Below are 24,818 nucleotides of genomic sequence, written 5' to 3'. Positions count from 1 at the left end.
GTCCGGCCGCTTCGCTTCAAGCTGCCTGATAGGCGGCGCTGCGCGCGGCCATCACGGCGTCAAAAGCCTCTCCCATGACTTCGGTCGACGGGGCAAGGCCTGTGAACAGTTCGAAGGCGTCGGCAGCCTGGTAGATCGCAAGCTCGCGCCCGGTCATGATCCGCGCGCCCTTCTCCTGCGCTGCGGCAAGGAGCGGCGTGATCAGCGGCGAATAGACGGCGTCGGCGACCCACAGGCTTTCGCGCAGCAGCGTGGGCGGGACCGGGGTGTCGCGGTTCGGCAGCATGCCGACCGGCGTGCCGTTGACGAGGCCGGTTGCGCCGTCGAGCGCGTCCTCGACGCTCCTGGCGACCCGCGCGCCACCATGCTTGGCCAGCAGCGCGGCGAGTTTTTCGGCTCGCGCCGGCTCGCTGTCGAAGATGCGGAGGTCGGCCACCTTCAGGCTCGCCAGCGCAAAGGCGATCGCCTTGCCGACGCCGCCGGTGCCGATCACGGCGACCGCGTTCTCGGCAGGAGCCAGCAACGGCTTGACGGCGCGCGCAAAGCCGGTGGTGTCGGTGTTGTGGCCGATCAGGCGGCCGTCCTTGACGACGACGGTGTTGACCGCGGCCATGGTCGCCGCCGTCGTAGCCAGCTCGTCGAGCAGCGGCACCACCGCCTCCTTGTAAGGAAAGGTGACGTTGACGCCGGCAAAGCCCAGCCGCCGTACGCCCTCGAGCATCATGCTGAGACCGGTCGCGTCCGCACCGGCGACCTCGATGAGCTGATAATGGCCGCGCAGGCCAAGCGCTTCGGCGGCGCGCTCGTGCATGGCGGGGGAGGCGGAATGGGCGATCGGCGCGCCGATCAGGCCGGTCAGGAGTTTCTTGGGGGCGATGGGTCCGCGGCTAGACATGATCCACTATCGTCTCTTGATCGTCTGTTGGGGCGCGTTGAGGTCCGGCCATTAGCGGGGAAATCCGCACCATTCCAAGAGGGACGATAGTCTTTCCCCTGCCTAACACAATTACCCATTTAGCCAGCAAACCTAACATAATGTTATTTCTTGCGCCCGCGCCCCGAGGCGGCCCTGCCGTTGCCGCGGGACGGCTCGACCGCGCGCATCTCGGCGCGCAGGGACTCGATGAAATATTCGACATGGAGCGACAGCGGGGCGCCGCGCTTCACCGCAATATAGGTGTCGAACCGGGTCGGCTCGGTGATCTTCAGGAGCTCGATGCCCGGATAGCCGCCATGGGCCACGGTGAACTGGTCGATGATGGCAATGCCGAGCCCGGCCTTCACCAGCGCGCAGACCGTGGTGCCGAACCGCGCGCGGATGGTGATGTTGTACTCCAGCCGGTTGCGCGCAAAGATCTCGGCCATGATGCGGCCGTAAGGGTCGTTCGGATCGATCCCGATCAGCGGATAGCGGGTGATCTCGGCGGCGGAGACCTGCTTGCGGCCGGCAAGCTCGTGGCCGGGCGGCACGATGCAATAGAGTTCGCCCGAGGCAAGCGGCATGAAATCGAGGCCGGAATGCTCCAGCCGGTAGCTCATCGCCACGCACTCGCCGCGGCCGAGCATGAGATAGTCGATCGCTTCCTCGAGCTTGAGGATGTTGATGTCGATGCCGAGGTCGGGATAGCGGCGCCGGACGCGCTCGATCGCGCGCGGCACCATCACCTGCGAGATGCTCGGCACCGAGCCGATGCGCAGCTCCGACAATCCGCCGCGGCCGATCTTGGAGATGATCTCGGAGAGGTCGTCGACCTTCTTGTAGACGCCGTTGATCTGCTCGAAAATGTTCTCGGCTTCCGGCGTCGGGAAGTAGCGGCCGTTCTGGCGCTGGAAGAAGCGGATGCCGAGCGAGCGCTCGGTGTATTTGACCAGCCGGCTGATCCCCGGCGCCGACACGTTCAACAGCTTCGCCGCGCCGCCAATGGTGCCCGTCACCATCACGGCACGGATCACTTCAACCTGGCGCAGAGTCATCATGGTCTTGGCATCCGAAAGACGATCGTGGCGGCGATCATCTCACGGAAGCTGTGACGTCAGCCAGCGGCAAGTGGGACTTTAGTGGAGGGGAGGACGACGGGTAACGTCGCAGTCAGGGTGTTTCGACCAAAAGCAGCGCGCTCACATCGAAAGACATCGCCACGCGATCGGTTGCATCGGCGTCGTCTGCTGCACCTGCGTGCTATCTCGCAGGATTTTCCGGTGAAGCGCTGTCGACGAGCTTGGGGCGCTCGCTTTGCAGCACCTCGCGCGCGAACTCGATGATCTTCTGCTTGTTGGCCGTATCGCGCACGGCGAAAAACACGCGGTTCAATTCCAGGCCGAGCACGCTGTTGAGGGCGATGTTCTCGTCTTCCATCGTGGCTTTCCCGCTCTAGACACCTCAGGTGTAACTTGGCGTCACTTCCTCCACAAGTAGATTAAATCTTCGGTGCGAAAGCCACACCGGGAAATTACGGAAGCGGTGAATTGAGGCCGCCCCCAAAGACGTGCTATACGGAACGGCGAGGGTCAGGAAACGCACCGATGTCTGCCGTTGATTATGGCCGGGAAGCGCTGGACTTCATCGAAGGGCTGGGAGCCTATGACAGGGTCCCGGACGCAATGGATGCGCTTGCGATCACCTTCGGCCGCTACGGCTTCGAGCACATCATCGTCACCGGATTGCCGAATCCCGATCAGCGCTTTTCGCAGATGGTGCTGGCCAAGAGATGGCCTGCGGAATGGTTCAGCCTCTACACCGAAAAGAGCTACGACCGCGTCGATCCCGTGATCAGGAAGTGCCGCCACACGGTCAATCCGTTCGAATGGTCGGAAGCGCCTTATGACGCGGATCTTGAGCCGGGCGCGGTTGAGGTGATGCGGCGTGCGGCCGATTTCCGCATGTCGCGCGGTTTCGTCGTGCCGATCCACGGCTTGACCGGTTATGAGGCCGGCGTCTCGCTCGGCGGCGTTCATCTCGATCTCAATGCCCGCAGCAAGCCTGCACTGCATTTGATCGCGATGTACGGCTTCGACCACATTCGCCGTCTGCTCGCGCCGTCGCCGCATCCGTCGGCGCGCCTGACCCCGCGCGAGCGCGAGGTGATCGCCTGGGCATCGCAGGGCAAGTCCGCCTGGGAGATCGGCGAGATCCTCAACATCACGCAGCGCACCGCCGAAGAGCATCTTGCAACCGCTGCGCGCAAGCTCGGCGCCGTCAACCGGACGCATGCGGTCGCGATCGCGATCCGCCAAAGAATCATCAATCCCTGAAATCTTCGCCTACTGGGAAATTTCCCAATAGTCGGTTTTGGCTTTTTCGCTGAGGCTGCCCCCATTTCAAGCTATGGGGGAGTTCATGATTCATGTGATTTCTGCCGTCAACCGGCACCTCTACGAGGATGTGCTCGAACAGCATTTCCGTTTGCGCCACGAGATTTTCGTCGAAGAGCGGAAATGGGAGGCGCTGCGCAAGCCCGACAGCCGCGAGATCGACGACTACGACAACGAGGACGCGGTCTATCTGCTGGCTCTCGAGAATCGCCGCGTGCTCGGCGGTTCCCGCCTGTATCCGACCACCAAGTCGACCATGATGAGCGAGGTCTTCCCCCATCTCGCTGCGGTGCGCGGCTGCCCGGTCGATCCGCAGGTCTGGGAATGGTCGCGCTTCTTCGTGACGCGGGAGCGCCGCGACGGTGCGTTCAATCTGCAGCTGATGGCGGCGGCGCAGGAGTTCTGCCTCGATCAGGGCATCGAGCGGCTTTGCCTCGTCATGGAGACATGGTGGCTGCCGCGCTTCCACGACATCGGCTTCGTCGTCACGCCGCTGGGATTGCCGGCGCTGGTCGAGGGCTCCTGGACCATGGCCGCGACCATCGAGATCCGCCAGGAATCACTCAACATCGTGCGCGAACGGATCGGGATGAAGAACCTCGTCCACCAGGACGGGCCGCGTCTCGATTGTATCGCCCGTGCCAACCTTTGCGGCCGTACCGCCGCGCAACGAAAGAGCGCCTGAGATGTCGAACATGATGCGAGACAGCCAAATCATGGCGCAAACCAAGGACGAGAATCTCGGCTACATGTCCGACATGGCGCTCGAGCTGGCGCAGATGGCCGAGGACACCGGGTTGGCGACGCTCGCCTACCTGTTCCGGATGGCGGCGCTGGAGGCCTCGACGGCCAACAGCGAACTCAACGAGCCGGATGATTTCCCTCGACGGGTCACGTCGCACTAGACGTATCTTCGTTCCGACAAGCTGCGCACCCTCTCCCCGGCAACGGGGGGAGGGTGATCGTTTGGGTGCGTCAGGCTGCCCCACCCTGCGCGGCAGTCTTCTTGCAAGGCGGTTTTGTGCACGGCGGGATTTGCGAGGCCTGTTTTTGATCGCATGCACCGGCATGCAACAAAGTGCATGTCTGACGCGGAATCACTCTTGCCTCGGAACGATACTGCCATTACCCATTTTTCCGCCTTGAAGAGGCAGGGGGAGCTCTTTCACTGATGGCGACTGTGTTCGAACATCGGCGCGCGTCCGCATGCGCCTGAAAGAGTTTTGATGCTGCTCGTTGTCGAACAGTTCTTGAACGGATTGCAGTTCGGCCTGCTGCTGTTCCTGCTCGCCGCCGGCCTGACGCTGGTGTTCGGGATCATGGATCTCGTCAACCTCGCGCACGGCTCGCTCTACATGATGGGCGCCTATTTCGCCGCGACCTTCGCGGCGTGGACCGGCAGCTTCCTGCTCGGCGCGTTGCTGGCGCTAGGTGCGACTCTCGTGCTCGGCATCGTGCTCGAAATGAGTGCGCTGCGGCATCTCTATGGGCGCGACCACCTCGACCACGTGCTCGCAACCTTCGGCCTGATCCTGTTCTTCAATGAAGCCGTGCGGCTGATCTGGGGCCCGGCGGGCCTCGCACTGCCGCTGCCGGCCTGGCTCACGGTGCCGGTGCCGATCCTGCCGGGCATTCATTATCCGGCGTACCGGCTCGCGATCATCGTCGTCGCGCTGCTGGTGGCGCTGCTGCTCTATCTCGGCGTGATGCGCACCCGCGTCGGCATGCTGATCCGCGCCGGCGCCTCCAACCGCGAGATGATCGGCGCGCTCGGCATCAACATCAAGCTGCTCTACACGCTGGTGTTCGGGCTGGGCGCGGCGCTCGCAGGGCTCGCCGGCATGATGCAGGCGCCGATCCTCACGGTGCAGATCGGCATGGGCGAGAACATCCTCATCCTCGCCTTCGTCATCATCGTGATCGGCGGCATTGGCTCGATCCGCGGCGCGTTCCTCGCCGCGATCTTCGTCGGCATGATCGACACGCTCGGCCGCGCCTTCCTGCCCAATCTGCTGCGGCAGGTGCTGAGCGGCGCCGCTGCCTCCACCGCCGCGCCCGCGCTGTCGTCCATGCTGATCTACCTGCTGATGGCGATCGTGCTGGTGGTGCGGCCGGAGGGGCTGTTTCCGGCCCATCGCAGATGAAGAGCTTGCGTCGATGAAGGCTTTCTCGGTGAGCAAGGCCGTCACGGCCCTGATGCTGGCGGGCCTCGTGCTGCTGCCGCTCTATTCGTATCTGTCCGGCAACGTCTTCATCCTGACGCTGTTCACCCGCATCGTCATCCTGGCGCTGGCGGCGGCAAGCCTCAACCTCATCATGGGGTTCGGAGGCATGATGAGCTTTGGTCACGCCGCCTATCTCGGCATCGGCGGCTACGCGGTCGGCATGCTGGCGCAGGAAGGCGTCGGAAGCGGCTTCATCCAGTTTCCCGTCGCGCTGGCGGCATCTGCGATCTATGCGCTTGTGATCGGCGCGCTCTCTCTGCGCACGCGCGGCGTCTACTTCATCATGATCACGCTCGCGTTCGCGCAGATGGCCTATTACGTCGCCTCGGGCTTGGCGCGTTACGGCGGCGATGACGGCCTCACCGTCTACAAGCGCAGCGACTTCTCCGGGCTGATCAACCTCTCGAACCGCACGCAGTTCTATTATCTCTGCCTGGCCTGCCTGTTTGGCGTCATCTTCCTGATCTGGCGCATCGTCAATTCGCGCTTCGGCCTCGTGGTCCAGGGCCTGCGCTCCAACGAGCAGCGCATGCAGGCGATCGGCTTCCCGGCCAAGCGCTACCAGCTGGTCTGCTTCGTCATCTCCGGCACCATGTGCGGGCTCGCCGGCGCGCTGCTCGCCAACAACACCGATTTCGTCAGCCCGGCCGTGATGTACTGGACCCGCTCCGGCGATCTCATGGTGATGGTGATCCTCGGTGGCATGGGCACACTGTTCGGCCCGGTCATCGGGGCGGTGGTGTATCTGCTGCTGGAAGAATTCCTGTCGCAGATCACCGAGTACTGGGCGCTGATCATGGGGCCACTGTTGCTGCTGATCGTGCTGTTCGGCCGCGGCGGCATCATGGGTCTGCTGGGGAGGCTCAATCGTGGCTGAACCGCTGCTCCGCGTCGAAAAGCTGGTGCGCCGCTTCGGCGGCATCACCGCGACGGATAACGTCTCGCTCGACGTTGCCAGCGGCGAGCTGCACGCCATCATTGGTCCGAACGGCGCCGGCAAGACCACGCTGATCAGCCAGCTCACCGGGCATCTCGAGCCGCATTCCGGCAGTGTGTCGTTGGGCGGCCGCGACATCACCTATCTACCGGCCTATCGCCGCTGCGCGCTGGGCCTCGCACGTTCGTTCCAGATCACCTCGCTGCTGCTGGACTTCACCGCCGCCGACAATGTCGCGCTGGCGGCGCAGGCGCATGCCGGCACCTCGTTCAGCTTCTTTGCCAATGCCCGCAAGGAGAGGGGGCTGCGCGATGCCGCCCATGCCGCGCTCGACCGCGTCGGCCTGTTGCACCGTGCCGATGTCGTGGTGAACAGGCTCAGCCATGGCGAACGGCGCGAGCTCGAGCTTGCCGTCGCGCTCGCGAGCAAGCCGAAACTTCTGCTGCTCGACGAGCCGATGGCGGGCCTCGGCGTCACCGAATCCCAGCGCATGGTGAAGCTGTTGCAGGAGCTGCGCAAGGAAGTCTCGATCGTGCTGGTCGAGCACGACATGCCTGCGGTGTTCGCGCTCGCCGACCGCATCTCGGTGCTGGTCTATGGCCGCGTCATCGCCTCCGGCGACCCGGCCGCGATTCGCGCCAACGATGACGTCAAGCGCGCTTATCTCGGCGACCAGCACGTGGTGACGCACCATGGCTGATACGCTGCTCGACGTCGACGGCATCGAGACCTGCTACGGCCTCAGCCAGGTGCTGTTCGGTCTGTCGCTGTCGATCAAGCCCGGCGAGATGGTCTCGCTGATGGGCCGCAACGGCATGGGCAAGACCACGACGATCCGCTCGATCATGGGGCTGACGCCGGCGCGCGCCGGCAGCATCCGTTTTGCCGATGCCGAAGTCCGGCAACTTCCGTCGTACCGGATCGCCAAGCTCGGCATCGGGCTGGTGCCGGAGGGACGCCAGATCTTCCCGAACCTCACCGTGCGCGAAAATCTGGTCGCGGCCGCCGCCGATCGCTTCAACAGCGCCAATGCCTGGACGCTCGCTGCGATCTACGTGCTGTTCCCGCGTCTCGCCGAGCGCGCCGCCAACATGGGTAACCAGCTCTCCGGCGGCGAGCAGCAGATGCTCGCCATCGGCCGCGCGCTGATGACCAATCCAAAACTCCTCATCCTGGACGAAGCGACCGAGGGCCTCGCGCCGCTGATCCGCGAAGAGATCTGGAACTGCCTGTCGCTCCTCAAGAGCCGTGGCCAGTCAATCCTGGTCGTCGACAAGAACGTCGACCACCTCGCCCGCATCTGCGACCGTCACTTCATCATCGAGCGCGGCAAGACCGTGTGGAGCGGGACGTCTGACGAGCTCATGGCCGAGCCGGATTTGCAGCATAAATATTTGGGAATCTGAGGCCTCGCTCTCACCCCGTCATTGCGACGGGAGCGAGCTGGAGGCGCTCACCAATAAATCCCGTGCCGATGCAGCTCGCGGATCACGCGTGCCTCGGTGGACGGCTGGCGGTGCTTCGGCTTGGCCGTTTCGGCAGTCGGCTGCGCGGGCGCTGCGGCCGGCGCTGCCGCGGTTTGCGCCGGTGGTGCCGGTGGCGTTGAAGCCGGTATCGTTGAAGCAGGTGTCGTGGTCGCCGTCTGCACGGTCGCCGGGGGCGTTGCCGTCGGAGCCTGTGTCGCCTGCGAGGGAGCCGTCGTTGCCGGCTGCTCTGTCGTCTGGCTGGCGTTGGTCGCGGACAGGCTCAGGCTCCGCGCACCGCCGGCATAGGCTTGGCCGGCCAACAGTGACATCGTTACGATCAGGATCAGCTTGCGCATGGCAACCCCCTTTGTTTGGTCAATCCCTCTGACCTTGCTCGGCGTCAGCGGGCGAGGTGATGAGTACCGATCTCGACCAAGGTTGTCCGGCAGGACCAGCGGTAGATCAGACTGAACAATTGACCCAACATGATCGAACTCCATCGTTGATCATGGAGAGCCACACTAGCTCTCGTGTCTTTCCGGCCGTTTTCGCGGCCTGGGGAAAATGGCTTCGTCCGGGGCCTGCGTGATGTCTTCGGAACTGCCTTGACGACATCGCCTCACGGAGGTGTGAGCCCATCGCCGGCCAATCCGGCAGGTTGACGTCAGAACAATATCGGGATATCCCTGGATCATAAATAGCGGGATATCCCGATATCGGAGACGAAATGGCCGAGCAAGAGCTTCCTGTCATGGAGCGAAACCGCTGCAACTGCGCGGCGCTGCGCAAGGCGTCGCGCCACATGACGCTGTTCTACGATGCAGCGCTGGAGCCATCGGGCCTCCGCTCGACGCAATTCGCGATGTTGACTGAAATTCACCGCCGCGGCGACGCCGCGCCTTCCATCGGCGATCTCGCCGAGGCGCTGGTGATGGACCAGTCCACCATCGGCCAGAACCTGCGCCCGCTCCAGCGCGACGGTCTCGTCACTCTGGAACGCGATGAAGCCGATCGCCGAAGCCGCCAGATCAAGCTGACGCGCGCGGGACGTTCGCGCCTTGCTGATGCACGACCGCTCTGGCTCGCGGCGCAGGAGAAGTTTGAAAACGGTTTCGGCAAGCGTGCCGCCGCCGAGCTGCGAAACCTGTTGGCGGAGATTGCCGGGGATCCGTCGCTGGTCCCCGAACGGGCTGAATCGCATCACCAAAAGGCATAAGCGATGAACAGTATTGAACGCGCCACCTTTGCCCGTGCGGTGCCGCTCGACGATCTCTCGCTGCGGCCAAAACCTCCCCGCCCGTCGACGTCGCCAAACCTGGTGCTGGCGATTGTCTGTGTCGGCATTTGCCTTGCCAATCTCGACCTCTTCATCGTCAACGTCGCGCTGCCCAGCATCGGGCAGGACTTCAAGGACGCCTCGCTCGACGACATGTCGTGGGTGCTCAACGGCTACGCCATCGCCTACGCGGCGTTATTGGTCTTCTTCGGCCGGCTGGCCGAGCGTCACCGCAGAAATCTCAGCTTCCTGCTCGGCGTCGGCCTCTTCACGGCGGCGTCGGCCGCCTGCGCGGCCGCCAACAGCGTCGGGGTGTTGACCGCGTTTCGCATCGTGCAGGCCGCGGGCGCTGCATTGATGACGCCGACCTCGCTTGGTCTGCTGCTGGCGGTGTTCGCGCCGGAAAAACGCGGCGGCGCGGTGCGGACCTGGACGGCGATCGGCGGCCTCGCCGCGGCACTCGGACCAGTCGTCGGCGGCGTGCTCGTTGCGGTCAACTGGCGCTGGATCTTCTTCGTCAATGTCCCGATCGGTCTCGTCGCCATGGTGATCGGCTGGTGGAAGCTGCCGGAGATCGAAGGTCATGACGCGCCCCGGCCCAAATTTGTCGATGCAGTGCTGGTGACCGGCGGTATCGGCGCGCTCGTCTTCGCCATCGTCAAGGTCAGCGATTGGGGCTTTCGCACACCCGCCATCGGCTACAGCTTTGCGGTTGCTGCCGTTCTGCTTGCACTGTTCGTCTGGCGCTGTCTTCGCCTCGAAAATCCCTTCGTCGATCCGGCGTTGTTTCGCATCCGTCCCTTCACCGGGGCCGCCCTGGTGATGGCGCCCTACTCGGCGGCCTTCGGCGCCATGCTGCTGTCGGTTGCGCTGTGGGAGCAGACGGCGTGGGGATGGTCGGCGTTGCAGACCGGGCTTGCGATCGCGCCGGGTCCACTGATGGTGCCGATCACCTCGCTGCTGTTTGCCGGGCGATTGATCGCGCGTTTCGGCGCCGCGCCCGTCGTGACCGCCGGCATCATCGTCTTCGCGGCCGGTCTGGTCGCCTGGGCAACCCTGATTGGAGCCGAACCGCATCCGGCCTTCGTGATCCTGGGCATGATCCCGACCGGCATCGGCGTCGGACTGACGTTCCCGACCCTGATGGGCGTCAGCGCCGCAGGCCTGCCGCCGTCGTCCTTCGCGACCGGCTCCGGCGTCATCAACATGATCCGCCAGGCCTCGCTCGCGGTCGGCGTCGCGATCTTCGTCGCCATGATCGGCTCGCCGTCATCCCTGCCGGAGCGCCTCGTCGCGTTCCAGCGTGGATGGTGGGTGATGGTCGCGATCGTCGCGCTTGGCCTGCTGCCGACCTATCTCTACCTCAGGCAGAAGCCGAAGGCGCCGTAACGGAGCGGTCAGAACATCTCGAAATATTCGCGATGCTCCCAATCCGTCACCTCCGACAGGAAACGGTCGATCTCGGCGTTCTTGATGTGGGTGTAATAATCGACGAACTCCGCGCCGAATTCGTCGCGGAAGAACGGATCGTCCTTCAGCGCGGAGACCGCATCGCGCAAGGACTTCGGTAGCAGCGGCGCCTTGGTCTCGTAGGGCGTGTCGGCCGAGGGGCCGGGATCGAGCTTGCGGTCGACGCCATCGAGGCCCGAGAGAATCTGCGCGGCCATGTAGAGATAGGGATTGGCGGCCGGCTCGCCGACGCGGTTTTCCAGGCGCGTGGCGGCATCGCCGGCACCGCCGAGCACGCGGATCATCACGCCGCGATTGTCGCGGCCCCAGATCGCTCGGTCCGGCGCCAGCGAATAGGAGCGGTAGCGCTTGTAGCCGTTGATGGTCGGCGTGGTGAACACGGTGGCCGCGCGGGCGTGGTCGAGCAGGCCGGCGAGGTATGAGCGGCCGAATGCGCTGAGCGGCTCGCCGCCGTCTTTGGCCATGAACAGGTTTTCGCCGTTCGCGCGCGAGACGATCGACTGGTGCAGGTGCCAGCCGCTTGCAAACAGGTTCGGCAGTTTCGGCCGGCACATGAAGGTGGCGTGATAGCCGTGCCGGCGCGCGATCTGCTTCACGGCGCTGCGAAACAGCACCATGTTGTCGGCGGGCTCCAGGCCCTTCTTCGGCGCAAAGGTGAATTCGCACTGGCTCGGCCCGAACTCGACCTCGACCGAGCGCAACGGCAGCCCGAGCGCGACGATGTCGCGGCGCAGGATCTCCAGCACGGGCTCCATCTGGTCGAAGCGCTGCTCGGTCAGATATTGATAGCCGTGAGAGAGCAGGCTCACCGACGGCGGCGTGCCCGGCTGTCCCGCGTCTTCGGCGCGCATATGCGGGTCGTCGAGCTTGAAGATGTGGAATTCGACCTCGAGGCCCGCGACGAAATCGTGGCCGCGGCGGCCGAGCTCGTCGAGCGCCTTGCGATACAGCCCGCGCGTCGCGAACGGCACCGGTCGGCCGTCATTGAAATAGAGGTCGCAGAGCACCCAGCCCGTCGCCGGCGCCCAAGGCAGCACGCGAAACGTGGTGGGATCGGCGACCATCAGCACGTCGGCCGCGCCCTCCATCTCCTTCATGCCGAAGCCGCCGCCCGCGGTGAACACCGGAAACACCGTGCGGTGCGAGGTGTCCTTGGCGAGCATGGTGGTGGTGATGGAGCAGCCGCTCTCCAGCGCCGCGATAGCCTCGGCGGCGATGATGGTCTTGCCGCGAAGAATGCCGTGCTGGTCGGGGAAGGCGAGGCGGATGACCTCGAGGTTCTTGTCCTCGACGATGCGGCGCATGCGCGCCGCGGCGTCTGTCTGCTCATCCGACCACAGCGCATGACGCGCGACGAAAGTCACTTGGCCACTCCCTCAACTGCCGTAGGGTGGGCAAAGCGAAGCGTGCCCACGATCTATATCCATCACGGAGAAATGGTGGGCACGGCGCGTTGCGCCTTTGCCCACCCTACGGCAGCGGTGCACGAACGTCACTCCGCCGCCGTCAGCCGATGCACGTTGTCGGCGATCTCCTTCGGCACCGGCGCGGTCCAGGACGCGCCGCGGCGGCGCTTGACGTCGACTTCCATCCAGTAGGTTTCCCAGCCGCGCGTCGGGCCGATACCGTCCATGGTCGCCGGACCCTGGATGCTGCGCGCGTTGGCCTCATCCAGGAACAGCATTGGCTTCTCGCCGCCGCCGACCTTCTCGATCTCCTGCCGGAGCAAGCGGCGATATTGCACGATCGCCTTGTCGCTCGAGCCGAGATGCTCCTTGGTGCGGTCCTGGATCGCGCCCATCGACTCCACCGCCCATTGGTCGTGGACGTTGATGTCGTTGCCCATGCCGGTATAGGTCTCGGTCTGCTGCTCGTGCGGATCAAAACCGTAATCGTTGCTGCGGTTCTTGCGCGACTTGTAGTCCGGCAGCTCGTAGAGCTCGAGCCGCTGCTCGCGCATCTTCTTCTTGTCGACCGGGTTCGAATAGCTGGTGAAGATCGCGTACCAGTAGCAGTTCTCGTCGTCGACCGGCACGTGCCACTGGGTGATCGTCATCTCCGTGCTCATGGGAATGACGAAGCCGTGTGGAAAGAGCTGGTTGGTGACGCGCACATGCGTGCGCTCCTCGTCGATCTCGCGCAGCGCGATCAGCCGCAGGCCGTATTCGGTGCACTCGACATTGATGATCGGGCGGTCGTATTCGCGCAGGATTTTTGTCATCGGCAGGTCGCTGCCGGCCGAGGCGCCGCGGAACTGTTTGCCGTAGGCGGTCGACGTGTCCTCGTCCTCGAAGAAGCGGTGCAGATAGGAGGCGTGCGCGGGATCGATGCCGACCTCCAGCGCCTGCAGCCAGTTGCAGGCCATGTGGCCCTTGAACGCGAACGTATGTGTGCCCGGTGCGACGAAGCAGTCGATCTCCGGGAAAGCCGGCGGTTCACCCTCGCCGAGATAGGCCCAGAGGATGCCGCTCTTCTCCACCACGGGATAGGAGCGCTGGCGGATGTTCTGGCAGAGTTTTGAATCCTTCGGCTCGGCCGGCGTCTCGATGCACTGGCCGGTCGCGTCGAACAGCCAGCCATGGAAGGCGCAGCGCAGGCCGCCATGTTCGAGCCGCCCGAAGGCGAGGTCGGCGCCGCGATGGGCGCAATGACGATCGATCAAGCCGTAGCGACCGCTCTCGTCGCGAAACAGCACCAGGTTTTCGCCGAGCAGTTTGACGGGACGGATCGGCCGCTCGCCCTCGAGCTCGTCGATCAGCGCCGCCGGCTGCCAGTAACTCCGCATCAGCTTGCCGCACGGGTCTTTCGGCCCGGTGCGGGTGATCAGGTCGTTCTGCTCCTGGCTCATCATGGCGGTCGCGTCCTTTTTCGTGAGGGGCGTTCTGTTCGCCTATTGAACGAATGGGCGAATTATGACATGCCTTGGATCGGCAGCAAGCACTATTTTGCAGGATTGTCCCAGGGATCATGCCCAAGCTGAAGCGGAGCGAGACTGACGAGCGCGCGACGGATTTCGTCGAAGCCCTCGATCGCGGCCTGCGGCTGTTGCAATGCTTTGGCACCAACTCAGGCCCGATGACACTGAGTGATCTCGCTCGCGCTGCCGAGCTGCCGCGTGCGACGGCCCGGCGCATGCTGTTCACGCTCCAGCGCGGCGGTTTTGTCAGTGGCGACGGAAAACTGTTCTCGCTGACGCCGCATGTGCTGACGCTGGCGGCATCATACCTGCGCTCCAACCAGCTCGTCGCCGTGCTCCAGCCCGTGCTCGACCGCGTCGCGACCGCGGCCAACGAGATCTCCTCGCTCGCCGTGCTCGATGGCGATGACGTCGTGTTCGTCGCACGCAGCAGCCCGGCGCGGATGTTTTCGGGCGGATTGGAGATCGGCTACCGTCTGCCGGCCTTCTGCACCTCGGTCGGCCGCACCATGCTCGGCCAGCTCGACGATGCCGATCTCGCCACGCGGCTGACAGCGATGAAGCGCGAGGCGATGACGCCGCAGACGGAGACCGATCCCAAGGCATTGCTCGCGCGGATCGCCAATGACCGCGCGCAAGGGTATTCGCTGGTCGACCGCGAGGCCGAGCCGCATTTCCGCTCGATCTCGGTTCCCGTCCATCGTTACGACGGCGTGATCGTCGCCGCCATCAACATGGGCGCCCATGTCGATCGCGTCCCGGCGCAGGAATTGATCGGGCGCTTCCTGCCACTGCTGCGTGAAGGCGCGGACTCCGTGCGTTCGCAATTGCTGTAGTGGACCGGTCGCCCCGGGGGAGCGCCGCGGTGCCCGGGAATGTATTGCAGGACCCCGGATGTCGCTTCGCTGATCCGGGCTGCGGGCCTATAATCTGCTCCACATACCAGATCAGGGAGCACGCCATGCAACACACCATGGTTCCCAGTGATCGCGTCGAGCACGTCGCCGTTTATGGGTGCGACGGCTCGAAGCTCGGCACGATCGAACGATTGATGCTCGACAAGGTAAGCGGAACGGTCGCCTACGCCATCATCAAGACCGGCAGGTTGCTCGGGACGCATCATCACTATCCCGTGCAATGGAGCGCGCTGAAATATGATCCGGGACGTCAGGCCTTCCAGGTCGAACTGACGCCGGAGCAATTGAGCAGCGGCCCCTGCGAGTTTGATGGCGATGAATTCGACTGGGGCGACCGCTCGCCGCCGTATCAGCATCCGAACTACTGGTCGATCTGAGGCCGCGAATTCCGGTGCCCATGCGACATCGCGACCGCCTCACTTGGTCGCGGTGCGCGAGCGCGCCTGCTGTGTCAAAAGGCAAAAATGCCGCATGACACACCTCTCATCGCCACCATCGTCGTCGGACTTGGACTAGCCTTCGTACTTGGAACAATCGCGCAGCGGTTCCGCATTCCGCCGCTGGTCGGATATCTGCTCGCCGGTGTTGCGGTCGGCCCGTTCACGCCGGGCTTCGTCGCCGACCAGGCGCTTGCCACCGAGTTGTCGGAGCTCGGAATTATCCTGCTGATGTTCGGTGTCGGCCTGCATTTCTCGCTGCAGGATCTGCTCAGCGTCCGCAACATCGCCGTGCCCGGCGCCGTCGTGCAGATCGCGGTCGCGACCTTGATGGGGCTTGGCCTTGCCCTGCTGATGGGCTGGAGCGCCAGCGCCGGCCTCGTGTTCGGCCTCGCTTTGTCGGTGGCGAGCACCGTCGTGCTGCTGCGCGCACTGCAGGAGCGGCGCCTGATGGAGACCGATCGCGGCCGCATCGCCGTCGGCTGGCTGATCGTCGAGGACCTCGCGATGGTGCTCGTGCTGGTGCTGTTTCCGGCGATCGCGAGCCTTCAGGGCGGCCATGGCGGCAAGCCGGCGTTCGAGCCGCTGGCCGCGCAGCTCGGTCTCGGGCTTGCCGGCGTGGTGATGCTGACGATCGTCAAGATCGTCGCGTTCATCGGCCTGATGCTGGTGGTGGGCCGCCGGGTGATTCCCTGGATTCTGCACTATATCGCCCATACCGGCTCGCGCGAGCTGTTCCGCCTTGCCGTGCTGGCCATCGCGCTGTGCATCGCCTTCGGCGCGACGAAGCTGTTCGACGTCTCGCTGGCGCTCGGCGCGTTCTTCGCCGGCATGATGCTGCGGGAATCGCCGCTCAGCGCGCGCGCCGCGCAGGAATCGTTGCCGCTGCGCGATGCTTTCGCCGTGCTGTTCTTTGTCTCGGTCGGCATGATGTTCGATCCGATGAGCGTGGTCCGCGAGCCCTGGCCGCTGCTGGCGACGCTTGCGATCATCATGCTCGGCAAATCGCTTGCCGCGTTCCTGATTGTGGTGCTGTTCCGGCATCCGGTCGCGACCGCCCTGACGATCTCCGCAAGCCTGTCGCAGATCGGAGAGTTCTCCTTCATCCTGGCCGAGCTCGGCGTCGCCTCGCAGATCCTGCCGAGCGACGGCCGCGACCTGATCATGGCCGGCGCGATCCTCTCCATCATGCTCAACCCGCTGATGTTCGCGGCCGCCACCTGGCTCGCGCCGCTGCTCGAACCGAGGCGGGATACGCTGCAAGTCGCGGCCGCCGTGCCCGAGCCGATCCGCACTACCGATCTTGCCGACCATACGATCGTGATCGGCTATGGCCGCGTCGGCGCCCTGGTCGGCGATGCCTTGAAGCAGCGGCAATTGCCGTTCCTGGTCGCCGAGGTCGGTGAGAGCGCGCTCGAGAAGCTGAAGCGGGGCGGCATCGAGACCATCATGGGCAATGCCGCGCAGCCCGAGATCCTCGGCGCCACAAATCCGGCGCGGGCACGGCATCTGGTCATCGCGATCCCCGAGGCGTTCGAGGCGGGGCAGATCGTGCAGCAGGCGCGCGCGGCCAATCCGGATCTCCGCATCATCGCGCGTGCGCATGCGGATGCCGAGGTCGATCATCTCAGGGGATTGGGGGCTGACGTCGTCATCATGGGCGAGCGGGAAATCGCGCGCGGCATGATCGAGGAGCTGGAGAGGAGAGTTCCGGATGCTGCCCAGCAAGATCCCCGTGCGCTCGCGGTCGGTTCGGTCGTATGACCTGATCACGCCGGCGGGCCGGATCTACCGATTCCCGCCGCCGACATTGGTGCAGCGCGTGTTGCGATGGGCGCTCGCGCATGCGGAGACGGTCGCGATCTCCGCGGCGATCCTGGCGTTGATCTATGTCGCGGGCTTTGCGGCCGAGGCGCTGGATCGCTCGGGGTTCGATGTGTGCAATGATGGCGGGCGCAGGGTTGGTTAGCCCTATCGTCCTTCCGCCTCGCGCTCCATGTCGCGGCCCGAAAGATCCTCGCCCTGCATGTTGGCGTAGTCGCGCGCCATCTCGCGCATGAGGAATTTCGCCGGCACGTCGTGATAGGTGCCGCGGTCGTTGACATATTGCATGTAGGCGCGGCCTTCGCCGTCGAAGGGATGCAGCAGCGCATCGGTGTGGCCGTCGAAATCGAGCGGCGCCACGCCGACCTTGGCGCAGAGCGTGTCGTTGAAGGTCGGCGTCGCCTTGCGCCAGGCGCCGTCGACATGCACTTCCGTAAAGCCGTGCCAGGTGAAGATATCCGTGCCCATGCTCGCGCGTAGTTTTTCGGTGGTGAGATGGTTCTTCACGTCGGCAAAGCCGACCCGGGCGGGAATGCCGTGGACGCGGCAGGCGGCGGCATAGAGCGAAGCCTTGCCGACGCAATAGCCCTGACCCGCGGCAAGCACGCTCGACGCGCGAAACGTCTCGGCGACGCGCATGCTGACGTACGGGTTATAGCGGATGCCGTCGCGCACCGCCTTGTACAGCACGCTCGCCTTCTCGCGGGCGCTGGCGTCCCCGCGTACCGCCGTTTCGGCGAATTGCTGCACGGCGGGATGATCGCTGTCGATGTACTCGCCTGGATCGGTGTAGAGGCGGCGGAGGGTATCGGGAAGGATGTCGGTCATGGCGCGAGTTTAGCAGCCGGCTTTGATCTAGCTCAATTTCGTTGGTTGCAGGCCGCCCATGCTCGCTGCACTGCGCCGTCACCGCTTGCGTCGAGCCGCTATCGCTTTTGCAGGCGGCGATGCTGCGCTAGGTTGAGGGAACCGGCGAGGGGGAGTGGCAGCATGCTGAGATGGTGTGCCCATTGCCAGCAATTCATGGGCGAGATGCCGCCGCACGCGGATCTCGGCATCACACATGGGCTGTGCCGGAAGTGCGCGGGCGAACAGCCGGATCTGCTCAGCGGCGATGAATATGCCCATGCGGTCGCGTTGAGGGACATCTTTCAGTCGCTGTTCTCGGCCGGACGCAGGAACGATTTCGCTGCCGCGGGGCCGCTGATCGACAACGCCATCGCTGCCCATTGCCGGCCGGTCGACATTCTCATCGGCATGATCGCGCCAATGCTCTACGAGATCGGCAACGCCTGGGAGAACGGCACCCTCACCGTCGAAGGCGAGCATGAATTCACCGCTTACGCCGAGCGCGTGATCGATCTGGTCGAAGCGAGGATGCGGTTGGCCTGGTCAAGGCCGGCGCGCGCCGGCGGTGACGGCTGCTTTTTTCTGATGAATGCGCCGGGCAACATCCATGTGGTGGGCATTCGCATTCTCGGCCTCTGGCTCCAGAACCAGGGGTGGCGAACGCGGCACGTCGACGACCGTACGGTGCTCGATGCGCTGTCCGAGCCGGCGATGGAGGGTGAGCCCAAGACGCTGCTGGTCTCGATCGCGCTTCCCGATCAGTACGATGCCGTCGCCGCCCTCGTTGAACGCGTCCAGGCGTTGCCGGCGCCGAGCCGTCCGGACATTGTGCTCGGCGGCTACGCGGTCAAGACGGGGTCGGTGCCGCGGACCCCGGGTGTGAAGCTTGCCCCCGACATCAACGCGCTCGGTCTCGACTAGCTGCGATTGCGCATCCAGTCGGCAAGGCCGGATATGGCTTTATCGAGGTCCCGTCGCGCATCGACGTCAGTGACGGTCTCCTCCATCGCACCGCGCATGCAGAGCAGCCACGCATCGCGCTCGGCATCGCCGATGGCAAAGCCGATATGCCGCTGCCGCAATCGCGGATGGCCCTTCTCCGGCGTGTAGAGTTTTGGACCGCCCGTCCATTCCGTGAGGTAGCGCTTCAGCACGTCCCTGATCAGGTCGAGATCGTCCGCATGCATCGCGCGGATGATTGTTGCTTCCGGCAGCGTGTCCATGCGGTCGTAGAAGCGGTCGACCAACAGGTCGATCGTGGCACGGCCGCCGATCCGTTCGAACATGGAGGTGGTGACGTCGCTGGAGGTCATTGTGGGTCCGGATGGTTGCTACTGGGTTCGCATATAGTGACATTGCGGCGTGCCCACAAACTCCGCTGTCGTCCCGGACAAGCGAAGCGCAGATCCGGGACCCATAACCACAGGGCGCGGTTTGACGAAGACTGGTCGTTCGGGATTGGCGCGCGTGCGCAATCGATGGATCACGCGGTATGGGTCCCTGCGTTCGCAGGGACGACAGTGGTGTGTGTGTGGCGCTGGATCGCCCTACAGCGCCACGCTCCGCAATCCAAAACTCCGCGCTTCGCTCTGCAGCACCGGCCGCACCGCATCGATCAGTCTTGCCGCTGCTGCATCGACCGACAGCCCCGCCGTATCCACCACCGCCGTCGCGCGCGCGTAGAGCGGCTCGCGGCTGAGCAGGATGTTGCGCAGCTCGGCCATTGCGGAGCGATCATCCGCCATCGGACGCAAATCGCCCTGGCGCCGGACGCGGGCCATGTGCTCTTCCGGTTCGGCCTTCAGCCAGATCGTGTAGAACGACGACAGGATCTGGTCGAAGGTCAACGGCTCCGACACGATGCCGCCGCCGGTCGCCAGCACCATCAGCTCGTTGCGTGCGAGCAGCTGCTGCAGCGCGGCCTGCTCCATGCGGCGGAAGCCTTCCTGGCCGTAGAGTGCGATGATCTCGGCGACCGAGAGGCCGTTCTGCTGCTCGACCTCCTTGTTGAGCTCGACAAAGCTCCAGCCGATCTTCTTCGCCAGCATTCTTCCCAGCGTCGATTTGCCGGCGCCGCGCAGGCCGATCAGCGCGATGCCGCAGAACGGCGCGCGCCGCGGCGCGGAGGCGCTGCCGCCGGCGAGCAGATCCTTGGCCTGGGCGATCTGCGCCGGTGTCGCCTTGCGCAAGAGATCGCGAAACATCTGCCAGTCCGGCGTCGGATCGGCGGAGGGAAGTAGGTCCTCGAGATGCGCGCCCATCGCGTCGGAGACACGGCGCAGCAGGACGATGGAGACATTGCCCTTGCCGCTTTCGAGCTGCGCGATGTAGCGCTCCGAAATTCCTGATACCTTGGCGAGCACCTTGCGCGACATGCCGCGCAGCGCGCGCATGGTGCGCACGCGCTGGCCCAGCTGTTCGAGAAAGCGGGATTCGGCGTCGGGACTGTCGGTCATGAGCCTTCTTTACAGGAGGTCCTGCGGCGCGTTTTAATGAAACATAATGCCTGCTGGCATTGACAGCAAGCTGTCACAGTGTCTTTCTATGAATTATAATTCTAAATTCGGGGGAGACGACCGTGAGCGAGGGATCCTACAACGCGGTGACCTGGCTGCTCGACCGTAACGTCGAGGAGGGCCGGGGCAACAAGCTCGTCTTCGACGACACCGTCTCGCGGCTGACCTATGGCGAGCTCCAGCGCGAGACCCGCCGCGCCGCCAACATGCTGCGCCGGCTCGGTGTCCGCCGCGAAGAGCGCGTCGCGATGATCATGCTGGATACGATCGATTTCCCGATCGTATTTCTGGGCGCGATCCGCGCCGGCGTCGTGCCGGTGCCGCTCAACACGCTGCTGACCGCGGACCAATACGCCTACATCCTCGCCGATTGCCGAGCGCGCGTGCTGTTCGTGTCCGAGGCGCTCTATCCCGTCATCAAGGATGTCGTCGGCCGAATGCCCGATCTCGAGCATGTCGTGGTCTCCGGCGCCAAGCAGAACGGGCACAAGCAACTCGCGGAAGAGATCTCGGGCGAGAGCGATCAGTTCACCACGGCCGTGACGCATCCCGACGAGCCGGCATTCTGGCTCTATTCGTCGGGCTCGACCGGCATGCCCAAGGGCGTACGCCACATCCACTCGAACATGCAGGCGACCGCCGACACCTATGCCAAGCAGGTGCTCGGCATCCGCGAGAACGATGTCGGCCTCTCCGCCGCAAAGCTGTTCTTCGCCTATGGCCTCGGCAATGCGCTGACCTTCCCGATGTCGGTCGGCGCCACGACTATCCTGAACAGCGAGCGTCCGACGCCGGCGCGGATGTTCGACCTGATGAACCGCTACAACCCGTCGATCTTCTACGGCGTGCCGACGCTGTTCGCGGCGATGCTGAACGACGAGACCATGAAGAGCGAGCGCGGCGGCAAGTCCTTGCGCATCTGCACCTCGGCCGGCGAGGCGCTGCCGGAATCGGTCGGCAACAGCTGGAAGTCGCGCTTCGGCGTCGACATTCTCGATGGCGTCGGCTCAACCGAGCTGTTGCACATCTTCCTTTCGAATGCGCCCGGTGACATCAAATACGGCTCCTCCGGCAAGCCGGTGCCGGGCTACGCGGTGCGGCTCGTCAACGAGGCTGGCCAGGATGTGGCCGACGGCGAGGTCGGCGAGCTCCTGGTCGATGCGCCCTCGGCCGGCGAGGGCTACTGGAACCAGCGTCACAAGAGCCGGCGCACGTTTGAGGGTCCATGGACCCGCACCGGCGACAAATATGTTCGCGACACCGATGGCCGCTACACCTTCTGCGGCCGCGCCGATGACATGTTCAAGGTCTCCGGCATCTGGGTCTCGCCGTTTGAGGTCGAGAGCGCGCTGATCACGCATCCCGCGGTGCTCGAGGCCGCTGTGGTACCCGAGGCCGATCCGGAAGGCCTGTTGAAGCCGAAGGCCTTCGTCGTGTTGCGCCCTGGCGCGAAGACGAGCGACCTGCAGGAGATGCTGAAGGAGCACGTCAAGCAGAAGATCGGGCCGTGGAAATATCCGCGCTGGATCGACGTGGTGGACTCGCTCCCGAAGACGGCGACGGGAAAGATCCAGCGGTTCAAATTGCGCGAGGGCGCGAACTGATAGTACGAGCTACGCTTGCTTACCCTCCCCTGGAGGGGGAGGGTCGGCACGCGATCGAGCGTAGCGAGATGCGTGACGGGGTGGGGTGATCTCTCCACGCGGGCACTGCATCTGTGGAGAGGCTGTCACCCCACCCCGCTTCACATCTCGCTACGCTCGATGTGAATCGACCCTCCCCCTCCAGGGGAGGGTGGGCATCTCGGCATTGGCTAGGAATGGGAATTCGAACATGACCAACCTCACCCCCACCGGCTTCCTCAGCATCGGCACCGCCAGCCTCGAGTACAAATGGCTGGCGCCGCACTCGGCCGACGCCCCGACCATCGTCATGCTGCATGAAGGCCTCGGCTCCGTCGGCTTGTGGGGCGACTTTCCGGAGAAGCTCCAGCAGGCCACCGGTGCCGGCATCTTCGCCTATTCGCGTGCGGGCTACGGCCAGTCGAGCCCGGTCGCGCTGCCGCGGCCGCTCGACTACATGCAGCGCGAGGCGCTCGACGTGCTGCCGAAAGTGCTGGACGCCATTCCCTTCAAGCGCGGCCTGCTGCTCGGCCATTCCGACGGCGGCTCGATTGCGGCGATCTATGCCGGTTCACATCAGGACAATCGCCTGCAAGGCATCGCGCTGATCGCGCCGCATTTCATCGTCGAGGACGTCTCGGTGAAGTCCATCGCCGCGATCAAGACCACCTATGAGACCACCGATCTCAAGGCGAAGCTCGCGCGCTGGCACAAGGACGTCGACAACGCCTTTTACGGCTGGAACGGCGCCTGGCTCGACCCGAAATTCCGCGACTGGGATATCTCGGAATATCTGGCCTACATCCGCGTTCCTGTCCTGGTCGTGCAAGGAAAGGACGACCAATATGGGACACTGCGGCAGGTCGAAATTGCACAGGAAGAGTGCTACTGTCCGGTAGATTTGAAAATTATTTCAGACGCGGGCCATTCCCCGCATCGTGAAGCGCCCGGAGCGACGCTTGACGCAATTGAGCAATTTGCAAAAGCGGCCCTGCGCGACGATCAGGGACTCGGGGTATGCGCCGCATGATCATGCGGAGGCACATCCATGAATGTGCCTTCACATGCGGACGGCCAATTACCGTGGCCGCGCTGGGCCTATGTGCCTGGCGAGATCGGCCACGTCGACGCGGATTACCAGACCCTCGACATGGCCAAGGCGCTGGTGCCCCCGGCGTTCCGCGGTTACGTGCCGGCACGCCATCCGGCGCTCCGTTACGGCCTCGCGCTGAACGACCGCGGCTATTTCTGGGAGTCGCAGGAAGTGCTGGAAGCGCTGTGGGCGGGAGCCCCGCAAGGCGGCCGCGAACGCATTCTGCTGCGGGCCTGCATCCATGTCGCCAACGCCAATCTGCGGCTGCGCATGCAGAAGGCGCATTCGGCCGCGCGCCTGTTTGGGGATGCGCTCACCGAACTGCGTGCGCTGAACTCCCGCAAGGCGGCCCCGGCCGGCGATGGCTTCGTCGAGAGCTTTCCAGTGCCGGCGCTGGCAGCCTCGCTCCAGGCCAAGCTCGGCCGTGCCCAGCTCACCAAGGCCGATTGGATCGGGCTCGGGGCCATCGTGCGGTCCCAGGCACCTTCATGAAACAAAGTGCACATTATCACCTTGACAAAGCACTACACCACGGGTAGTTTCCAATCATTGGAGCAACCCGATGACCGATCTTCTCAAAAACCCGATCTTCCTCGACGAGACAAAAGCCCGCGAATGGCTTGAGGCCCGGGTTTGGCCGCAGGGTCCGACCTGCCCTCACTGCGGCAATGCAGACCAAGAGAAGATCACCAAGCTTGAGGGTGATGCTCACCGCCCGGGCGTGTACCAGTGCAATGAGCCGCAGTGCCGCCTGCAATTCACGGTGACCGTGAATACGGTTTTCGAGCGCTCCAAAATCCCGCTGACCAAGTGGCTTGCGGCCCTGTTCCTGATGACGGCCTCCAAGAAGGGCATTAGCGCCCATCAGGTGCACCGCATGCTCGGCATCAGCTACAAGAGCACTTGGTTCATGATGCACCGCCTGCGTGAGGCTATGCGCGTTGGCGGCCTGCTCCCGCCCATGGGCGAGGATGGCGGCGCGGTAGAGGTTGACGAGACCTACATTGGCCGTCTGCAAGGCGTGAAGAAGAAGCGCGGCGGTGCGGCTCATAAGAACACGGTTCTTTCGTTGCTGGATCGCGAGACCGGCCACGTTCGCAGCTTCCATGTTGCAACCGCGACGGTTGATGACGTTGCGCCCATCGTGCGCGCCAACGTCTCCAAGGAAGCCCACCTGATGACCGATCAGGCCAAGATTTATAAGAAGCTGGGCGCTGAGTTCTCGCGCCACGACACGGTCAACCACCAAGAGGACGAATACGTTCGCCGCGACGGCGAAACGGTCATCACCACCAACACCATTGAAAGCTACTTCTCTGTGTTCAAGCGCGGCATGGGCGGCACCTATCAACACTGCGCTGAGAAGCATCTACACCGCTATCTTGCTGAGTTCGATTTCCGCCACAACAACCGCACAGCCTTGGGCGTGAACGACACGGAGCGCGCCGACCAATTGGCTAAGGGCATCGTTGGGAAGCGTCTGACCTACCGACGGCCTGACCGCAAGGGAAGCACCACGCAGGCTTAGGCGCCTCCTGAAACGTGTATTGGAAGACTCCGACCTCTAGCATTTCCAAAGCAGACAAGCATGGTACCTCCATCAGACGATCGTCCGACACAAGGGACAGCGCGTGAGGTGTTTCTTGAGCGACTTGTTCCGGGACGTGAATGCGGAGAGTGCGTGGCATGCTGCAAAATCCTGGAGATCGACCAACCCGAGCTAACGAAGCCAGCGGGTTTGCTGTGTCCTCATTGTACGGGTACCGGCTGTGCAATTTATTCTACGCGACCGCCCGTCTGTCGTACTTGGTATTGTCTGTGGCGACGGATCGATGCGCTGCCGGACCACCTGAGGCCGGATAAGCTTGGGGTTGTTTTTTCGCTAGATCAGCATGACCCGCCAAGGATCGTCTTTGAGCGGGTCTATATCGTTGCAAGAGTAATCGGCGATGATATC

Annotated in this window: 27 protein-coding genes; 18 read left to right on the top strand and 9 right to left on the bottom strand. The window is 64.2% G+C overall.

What is annotated here, in order from left to right:
• Positions 1 to 16: 16 nt before the first annotated feature.
• From QA645_RS42280 to QA645_RS42270, 3 genes are all read right to left on the bottom strand, one after another.
• Positions 17 to 895, bottom strand: coding sequence for a shikimate dehydrogenase (locus QA645_RS42280; RefSeq protein WP_283047037.1), 879 nt, complete (start codon positions 893 to 895; stop codon positions 17 to 19).
• A gap of 143 nt (positions 896 to 1,038) precedes the next feature.
• Entirely contained in the window at positions 1,039 to 1,977 is a 939-nt protein-coding gene (locus QA645_RS42275; RefSeq protein ID WP_254134978.1) for a LysR family transcriptional regulator, read from the bottom strand.
• 202 nt (positions 1,978 to 2,179) lie between these two features.
• On the bottom strand, positions 2,180 to 2,356 hold the full coding sequence (locus QA645_RS42270; protein WP_254134977.1) for a hypothetical protein: 177 nt from the start codon (positions 2,354 to 2,356) through the stop codon (positions 2,180 to 2,182).
• A gap of 167 nt (positions 2,357 to 2,523) precedes the next feature.
• Between QA645_RS42270 and QA645_RS42265 the strand changes: the two genes are divergently transcribed.
• The 7 genes from QA645_RS42265 (at position 2,524) to QA645_RS42235 (ending at position 7,880) form a co-directional block, all read left to right on the top strand.
• Complete coding sequence (locus QA645_RS42265) at positions 2,524 to 3,252, top strand: LuxR family transcriptional regulator (RefSeq protein ID WP_254134976.1); 729 nt, start codon at positions 2,524 to 2,526, stop codon at positions 3,250 to 3,252.
• 85 nt (positions 3,253 to 3,337) lie between these two features.
• Entirely contained in the window at positions 3,338 to 3,997 is a 660-nt protein-coding gene (locus QA645_RS42260; protein WP_283047036.1) for an acyl-homoserine-lactone synthase, read from the top strand.
• A gap of 1 nt (position 3,998) precedes the next feature.
• A complete protein-coding gene (locus QA645_RS42255; RefSeq protein WP_283047035.1) occupies positions 3,999 to 4,217 on the top strand; it encodes a hypothetical protein in 219 nt (72 codons plus the stop codon).
• Positions 4,218 to 4,538: 321 nt separating this feature from the next.
• On the top strand, positions 4,539 to 5,456 hold the full coding sequence (locus QA645_RS42250; protein WP_254134973.1) for a branched-chain amino acid ABC transporter permease: 918 nt from the start codon (positions 4,539 to 4,541) through the stop codon (positions 5,454 to 5,456).
• Positions 5,457 to 5,469: 13 nt separating this feature from the next.
• The gene (locus QA645_RS42245) at positions 5,470 to 6,414 is read left to right on the top strand and encodes a branched-chain amino acid ABC transporter permease (RefSeq protein ID WP_254134972.1); all 945 of its coding nucleotides are present in this window, start codon (positions 5,470 to 5,472) and stop codon (positions 6,412 to 6,414) included.
• Positions 6,407 to 7,174: an ABC transporter ATP-binding protein gene (locus tag QA645_RS42240; protein WP_283047030.1), complete on the top strand. Its 768-nt coding sequence runs from the start codon at positions 6,407 to 6,409 to the stop codon at positions 7,172 to 7,174. Before QA645_RS42245 ends, QA645_RS42240 begins: the two co-directional genes overlap by 8 nt.
• Positions 7,167 to 7,880: an ABC transporter ATP-binding protein gene (locus QA645_RS42235; protein WP_254134970.1), complete on the top strand. Its 714-nt coding sequence runs from the start codon at positions 7,167 to 7,169 to the stop codon at positions 7,878 to 7,880. The genes QA645_RS42240 and QA645_RS42235 overlap by 8 nt, the downstream gene beginning before the upstream one ends.
• Positions 7,881 to 7,927: 47 nt before the next feature.
• Here the strand turns inward: QA645_RS42235 and QA645_RS42230 are convergent, their stop codons facing one another.
• On the bottom strand, positions 7,928 to 8,296 hold the full coding sequence (locus tag QA645_RS42230; protein WP_283047029.1) for a hypothetical protein: 369 nt from the start codon (positions 8,294 to 8,296) through the stop codon (positions 7,928 to 7,930).
• Between the two features lie 371 nt (positions 8,297 to 8,667).
• On the opposite strand from QA645_RS42230, the gene QA645_RS42225 reads away from it, so the two are divergent.
• Complete coding sequence (locus QA645_RS42225) at positions 8,668 to 9,156, top strand: MarR family winged helix-turn-helix transcriptional regulator (RefSeq protein WP_283047028.1); 489 nt, start codon at positions 8,668 to 8,670, stop codon at positions 9,154 to 9,156.
• Positions 9,157 to 9,159: 3 nt separating this feature from the next.
• Positions 9,160 to 10,605, top strand: a complete 1,446-nt coding sequence (locus QA645_RS42220) for an MFS transporter (protein WP_283047027.1) — start codon at positions 9,160 to 9,162, stop codon at positions 10,603 to 10,605.
• 8 nt (positions 10,606 to 10,613) lie between these two features.
• Here QA645_RS42220 and QA645_RS42215 read toward each other — a convergent pair whose 3' ends face one another.
• A complete protein-coding gene (locus QA645_RS42215; RefSeq protein WP_283047026.1) occupies positions 10,614 to 12,050 on the bottom strand; it encodes a glutamine synthetase family protein in 1,437 nt (478 codons plus the stop codon).
• A gap of 128 nt (positions 12,051 to 12,178) precedes the next feature.
• Positions 12,179 to 13,537 carry an aromatic ring-hydroxylating dioxygenase subunit alpha gene (locus QA645_RS42210; protein ID WP_283047025.1) on the bottom strand — a complete coding sequence of 453 codons (1,359 nt, stop codon included), beginning with the start codon at positions 13,535 to 13,537 and terminating at the stop codon, positions 12,179 to 12,181.
• 116 nt (positions 13,538 to 13,653) lie between these two features.
• On the opposite strand from QA645_RS42210, the gene QA645_RS42205 reads away from it, so the two are divergent.
• The 4 genes from QA645_RS42205 (at position 13,654) to QA645_RS42190 (ending at position 16,926) form a co-directional block, all read left to right on the top strand.
• Positions 13,654 to 14,439: an IclR family transcriptional regulator C-terminal domain-containing protein gene (locus tag QA645_RS42205; RefSeq protein ID WP_283047024.1), complete on the top strand. Its 786-nt coding sequence runs from the start codon at positions 13,654 to 13,656 to the stop codon at positions 14,437 to 14,439.
• A 125-nt stretch (positions 14,440 to 14,564) separates the two neighbouring features.
• Complete coding sequence (locus tag QA645_RS42200) at positions 14,565 to 14,897, top strand: PRC-barrel domain-containing protein (RefSeq protein WP_254134963.1); 333 nt, start codon at positions 14,565 to 14,567, stop codon at positions 14,895 to 14,897.
• 87 nt (positions 14,898 to 14,984) lie between these two features.
• The gene (ybaL, locus tag QA645_RS42195) at positions 14,985 to 16,721 is read left to right on the top strand and encodes a YbaL family putative K(+) efflux transporter (protein WP_283047023.1); all 1,737 of its coding nucleotides are present in this window, start codon (positions 14,985 to 14,987) and stop codon (positions 16,719 to 16,721) included.
• Positions 16,672 to 16,926 (top strand): hypothetical protein, encoded by a 255-nt coding sequence (locus QA645_RS42190; RefSeq protein ID WP_283047022.1) that lies wholly within the window; start codon positions 16,672 to 16,674, stop codon positions 16,924 to 16,926. The genes ybaL and QA645_RS42190 overlap by 50 nt, the downstream gene beginning before the upstream one ends.
• 2 nt (positions 16,927 to 16,928) lie before the next feature.
• Here QA645_RS42190 and QA645_RS42185 read toward each other — a convergent pair whose 3' ends face one another.
• Positions 16,929 to 17,609 carry a transglutaminase family protein gene (locus QA645_RS42185; protein ID WP_254195975.1) on the bottom strand — a complete coding sequence of 227 codons (681 nt, stop codon included), beginning with the start codon at positions 17,607 to 17,609 and terminating at the stop codon, positions 16,929 to 16,931.
• 162 nt (positions 17,610 to 17,771) lie between these two features.
• On the opposite strand from QA645_RS42185, the gene QA645_RS42180 reads away from it, so the two are divergent.
• Positions 17,772 to 18,551: a B12-binding domain-containing protein gene (locus QA645_RS42180; protein ID WP_283047019.1), complete on the top strand. Its 780-nt coding sequence runs from the start codon at positions 17,772 to 17,774 to the stop codon at positions 18,549 to 18,551.
• Here QA645_RS42180 and QA645_RS42175 read toward each other — a convergent pair.
• Positions 18,548 to 18,943, bottom strand: a complete 396-nt coding sequence (locus QA645_RS42175; RefSeq protein WP_283047017.1) for a group II truncated hemoglobin — start codon at positions 18,941 to 18,943, stop codon at positions 18,548 to 18,550. The two genes, QA645_RS42180 and QA645_RS42175, sit on opposite strands and share 4 nt — an antisense overlap.
• Before the next feature lie 234 nt (positions 18,944 to 19,177).
• Complete coding sequence (locus tag QA645_RS42170; RefSeq protein ID WP_283047015.1) at positions 19,178 to 20,086, bottom strand: helix-turn-helix transcriptional regulator; 909 nt, start codon at positions 20,084 to 20,086, stop codon at positions 19,178 to 19,180.
• Between the two features lie 122 nt (positions 20,087 to 20,208).
• Here QA645_RS42170 and QA645_RS42165 point away from each other — a divergent pair, with 122 nt between their 5' ends.
• The 4 genes from QA645_RS42165 to QA645_RS42150 all read left to right on the top strand — a co-directional run bounded on the left by QA645_RS42165 (position 20,209) and on the right by QA645_RS42150 (position 24,389).
• Positions 20,209 to 21,750 carry a benzoate-CoA ligase family protein gene (locus tag QA645_RS42165; RefSeq protein WP_283047013.1) on the top strand — a complete coding sequence of 514 codons (1,542 nt, stop codon included), beginning with the start codon at positions 20,209 to 20,211 and terminating at the stop codon, positions 21,748 to 21,750.
• Between the two features lie 229 nt (positions 21,751 to 21,979).
• Positions 21,980 to 22,798 carry an alpha/beta hydrolase gene (locus tag QA645_RS42160; RefSeq protein WP_283047011.1) on the top strand — a complete coding sequence of 273 codons (819 nt, stop codon included), beginning with the start codon at positions 21,980 to 21,982 and terminating at the stop codon, positions 22,796 to 22,798.
• 18 nt (positions 22,799 to 22,816) lie between these two features.
• Positions 22,817 to 23,353: a DUF309 domain-containing protein gene (locus QA645_RS42155; protein WP_283047010.1), complete on the top strand. Its 537-nt coding sequence runs from the start codon at positions 22,817 to 22,819 to the stop codon at positions 23,351 to 23,353.
• 70 nt (positions 23,354 to 23,423) lie between these two features.
• Entirely contained in the window at positions 23,424 to 24,389 is a 966-nt protein-coding gene (locus tag QA645_RS42150; RefSeq protein WP_283047008.1) for an IS1595 family transposase, read from the top strand.
• Positions 24,390 to 24,818 lie beyond the last annotated feature (429 nt).

The organism is Bradyrhizobium sp. CIAT3101 (assembly GCF_029714945.1).
Taxonomy (GTDB): Bacteria; Pseudomonadota; Alphaproteobacteria; order Rhizobiales; family Xanthobacteraceae; genus Bradyrhizobium.
This window is presented reverse-complemented; position numbering and strand designations above follow the sequence as displayed.

Excerpts from the sequence above, each read along its gene's own strand:
- QA645_RS42280 (WP_283047037.1), bottom strand. The coding sequence starts at position 895 with ATGTCTAGCCGCGGACCCATCGCCCCCAAGAAACTCCTGACCGGCCTG.
- QA645_RS42275 (WP_254134978.1), bottom strand. The coding sequence starts at position 1,977 with ATGATGACTCTGCGCCAGGTTGAAGTGATCCGTGCCGTGATGGTGACG.
- QA645_RS42270 (WP_254134977.1), bottom strand. The coding sequence starts at position 2,356 with ATGGAAGACGAGAACATCGCCCTCAACAGCGTGCTCGGCCTGGAATTG.
- QA645_RS42265 (WP_254134976.1), top strand. The coding sequence starts at position 2,524 with ATGTCTGCCGTTGATTATGGCCGGGAAGCGCTGGACTTCATCGAAGGG.
- QA645_RS42260 (WP_283047036.1), top strand. The coding sequence starts at position 3,338 with ATGATTCATGTGATTTCTGCCGTCAACCGGCACCTCTACGAGGATGTG.
- QA645_RS42255 (WP_283047035.1), top strand. The coding sequence starts at position 3,999 with ATGTCGAACATGATGCGAGACAGCCAAATCATGGCGCAAACCAAGGAC.
- QA645_RS42250 (WP_254134973.1), top strand. The coding sequence starts at position 4,539 with ATGCTGCTCGTTGTCGAACAGTTCTTGAACGGATTGCAGTTCGGCCTG.
- QA645_RS42245 (WP_254134972.1), top strand. The coding sequence starts at position 5,470 with ATGAAGGCTTTCTCGGTGAGCAAGGCCGTCACGGCCCTGATGCTGGCG.
- QA645_RS42235 (WP_254134970.1), top strand. The coding sequence starts at position 7,167 with ATGGCTGATACGCTGCTCGACGTCGACGGCATCGAGACCTGCTACGGC.
- QA645_RS42230 (WP_283047029.1), bottom strand. The coding sequence starts at position 8,296 with ATGCGCAAGCTGATCCTGATCGTAACGATGTCACTGTTGGCCGGCCAA.
- QA645_RS42225 (WP_283047028.1), top strand. The coding sequence starts at position 8,668 with ATGGCCGAGCAAGAGCTTCCTGTCATGGAGCGAAACCGCTGCAACTGC.
- QA645_RS42220 (WP_283047027.1), top strand. The coding sequence starts at position 9,160 with ATGAACAGTATTGAACGCGCCACCTTTGCCCGTGCGGTGCCGCTCGAC.
- QA645_RS42210 (WP_283047025.1), bottom strand. The coding sequence starts at position 13,537 with ATGATGAGCCAGGAGCAGAACGACCTGATCACCCGCACCGGGCCGAAA.
- QA645_RS42205 (WP_283047024.1), top strand. The coding sequence starts at position 13,654 with ATGCCCAAGCTGAAGCGGAGCGAGACTGACGAGCGCGCGACGGATTTC.
- QA645_RS42200 (WP_254134963.1), top strand. The coding sequence starts at position 14,565 with ATGCAACACACCATGGTTCCCAGTGATCGCGTCGAGCACGTCGCCGTT.
- ybaL (WP_283047023.1), top strand. The coding sequence starts at position 14,985 with ATGCCGCATGACACACCTCTCATCGCCACCATCGTCGTCGGACTTGGA.
- QA645_RS42190 (WP_283047022.1), top strand. The coding sequence starts at position 16,672 with ATGCTGCCCAGCAAGATCCCCGTGCGCTCGCGGTCGGTTCGGTCGTAT.
- QA645_RS42185 (WP_254195975.1), bottom strand. The coding sequence starts at position 17,609 with ATGACCGACATCCTTCCCGATACCCTCCGCCGCCTCTACACCGATCCA.
- QA645_RS42180 (WP_283047019.1), top strand. The coding sequence starts at position 17,772 with ATGCTGAGATGGTGTGCCCATTGCCAGCAATTCATGGGCGAGATGCCG.
- QA645_RS42175 (WP_283047017.1), bottom strand. The coding sequence starts at position 18,943 with ATGACCTCCAGCGACGTCACCACCTCCATGTTCGAACGGATCGGCGGC.
- QA645_RS42170 (WP_283047015.1), bottom strand. The coding sequence starts at position 20,086 with ATGACCGACAGTCCCGACGCCGAATCCCGCTTTCTCGAACAGCTGGGC.
- QA645_RS42160 (WP_283047011.1), top strand. The coding sequence starts at position 21,980 with ATGACCAACCTCACCCCCACCGGCTTCCTCAGCATCGGCACCGCCAGC.
- QA645_RS42155 (WP_283047010.1), top strand. The coding sequence starts at position 22,817 with ATGAATGTGCCTTCACATGCGGACGGCCAATTACCGTGGCCGCGCTGG.
- QA645_RS42150 (WP_283047008.1), top strand. The coding sequence starts at position 23,424 with ATGACCGATCTTCTCAAAAACCCGATCTTCCTCGACGAGACAAAAGCC.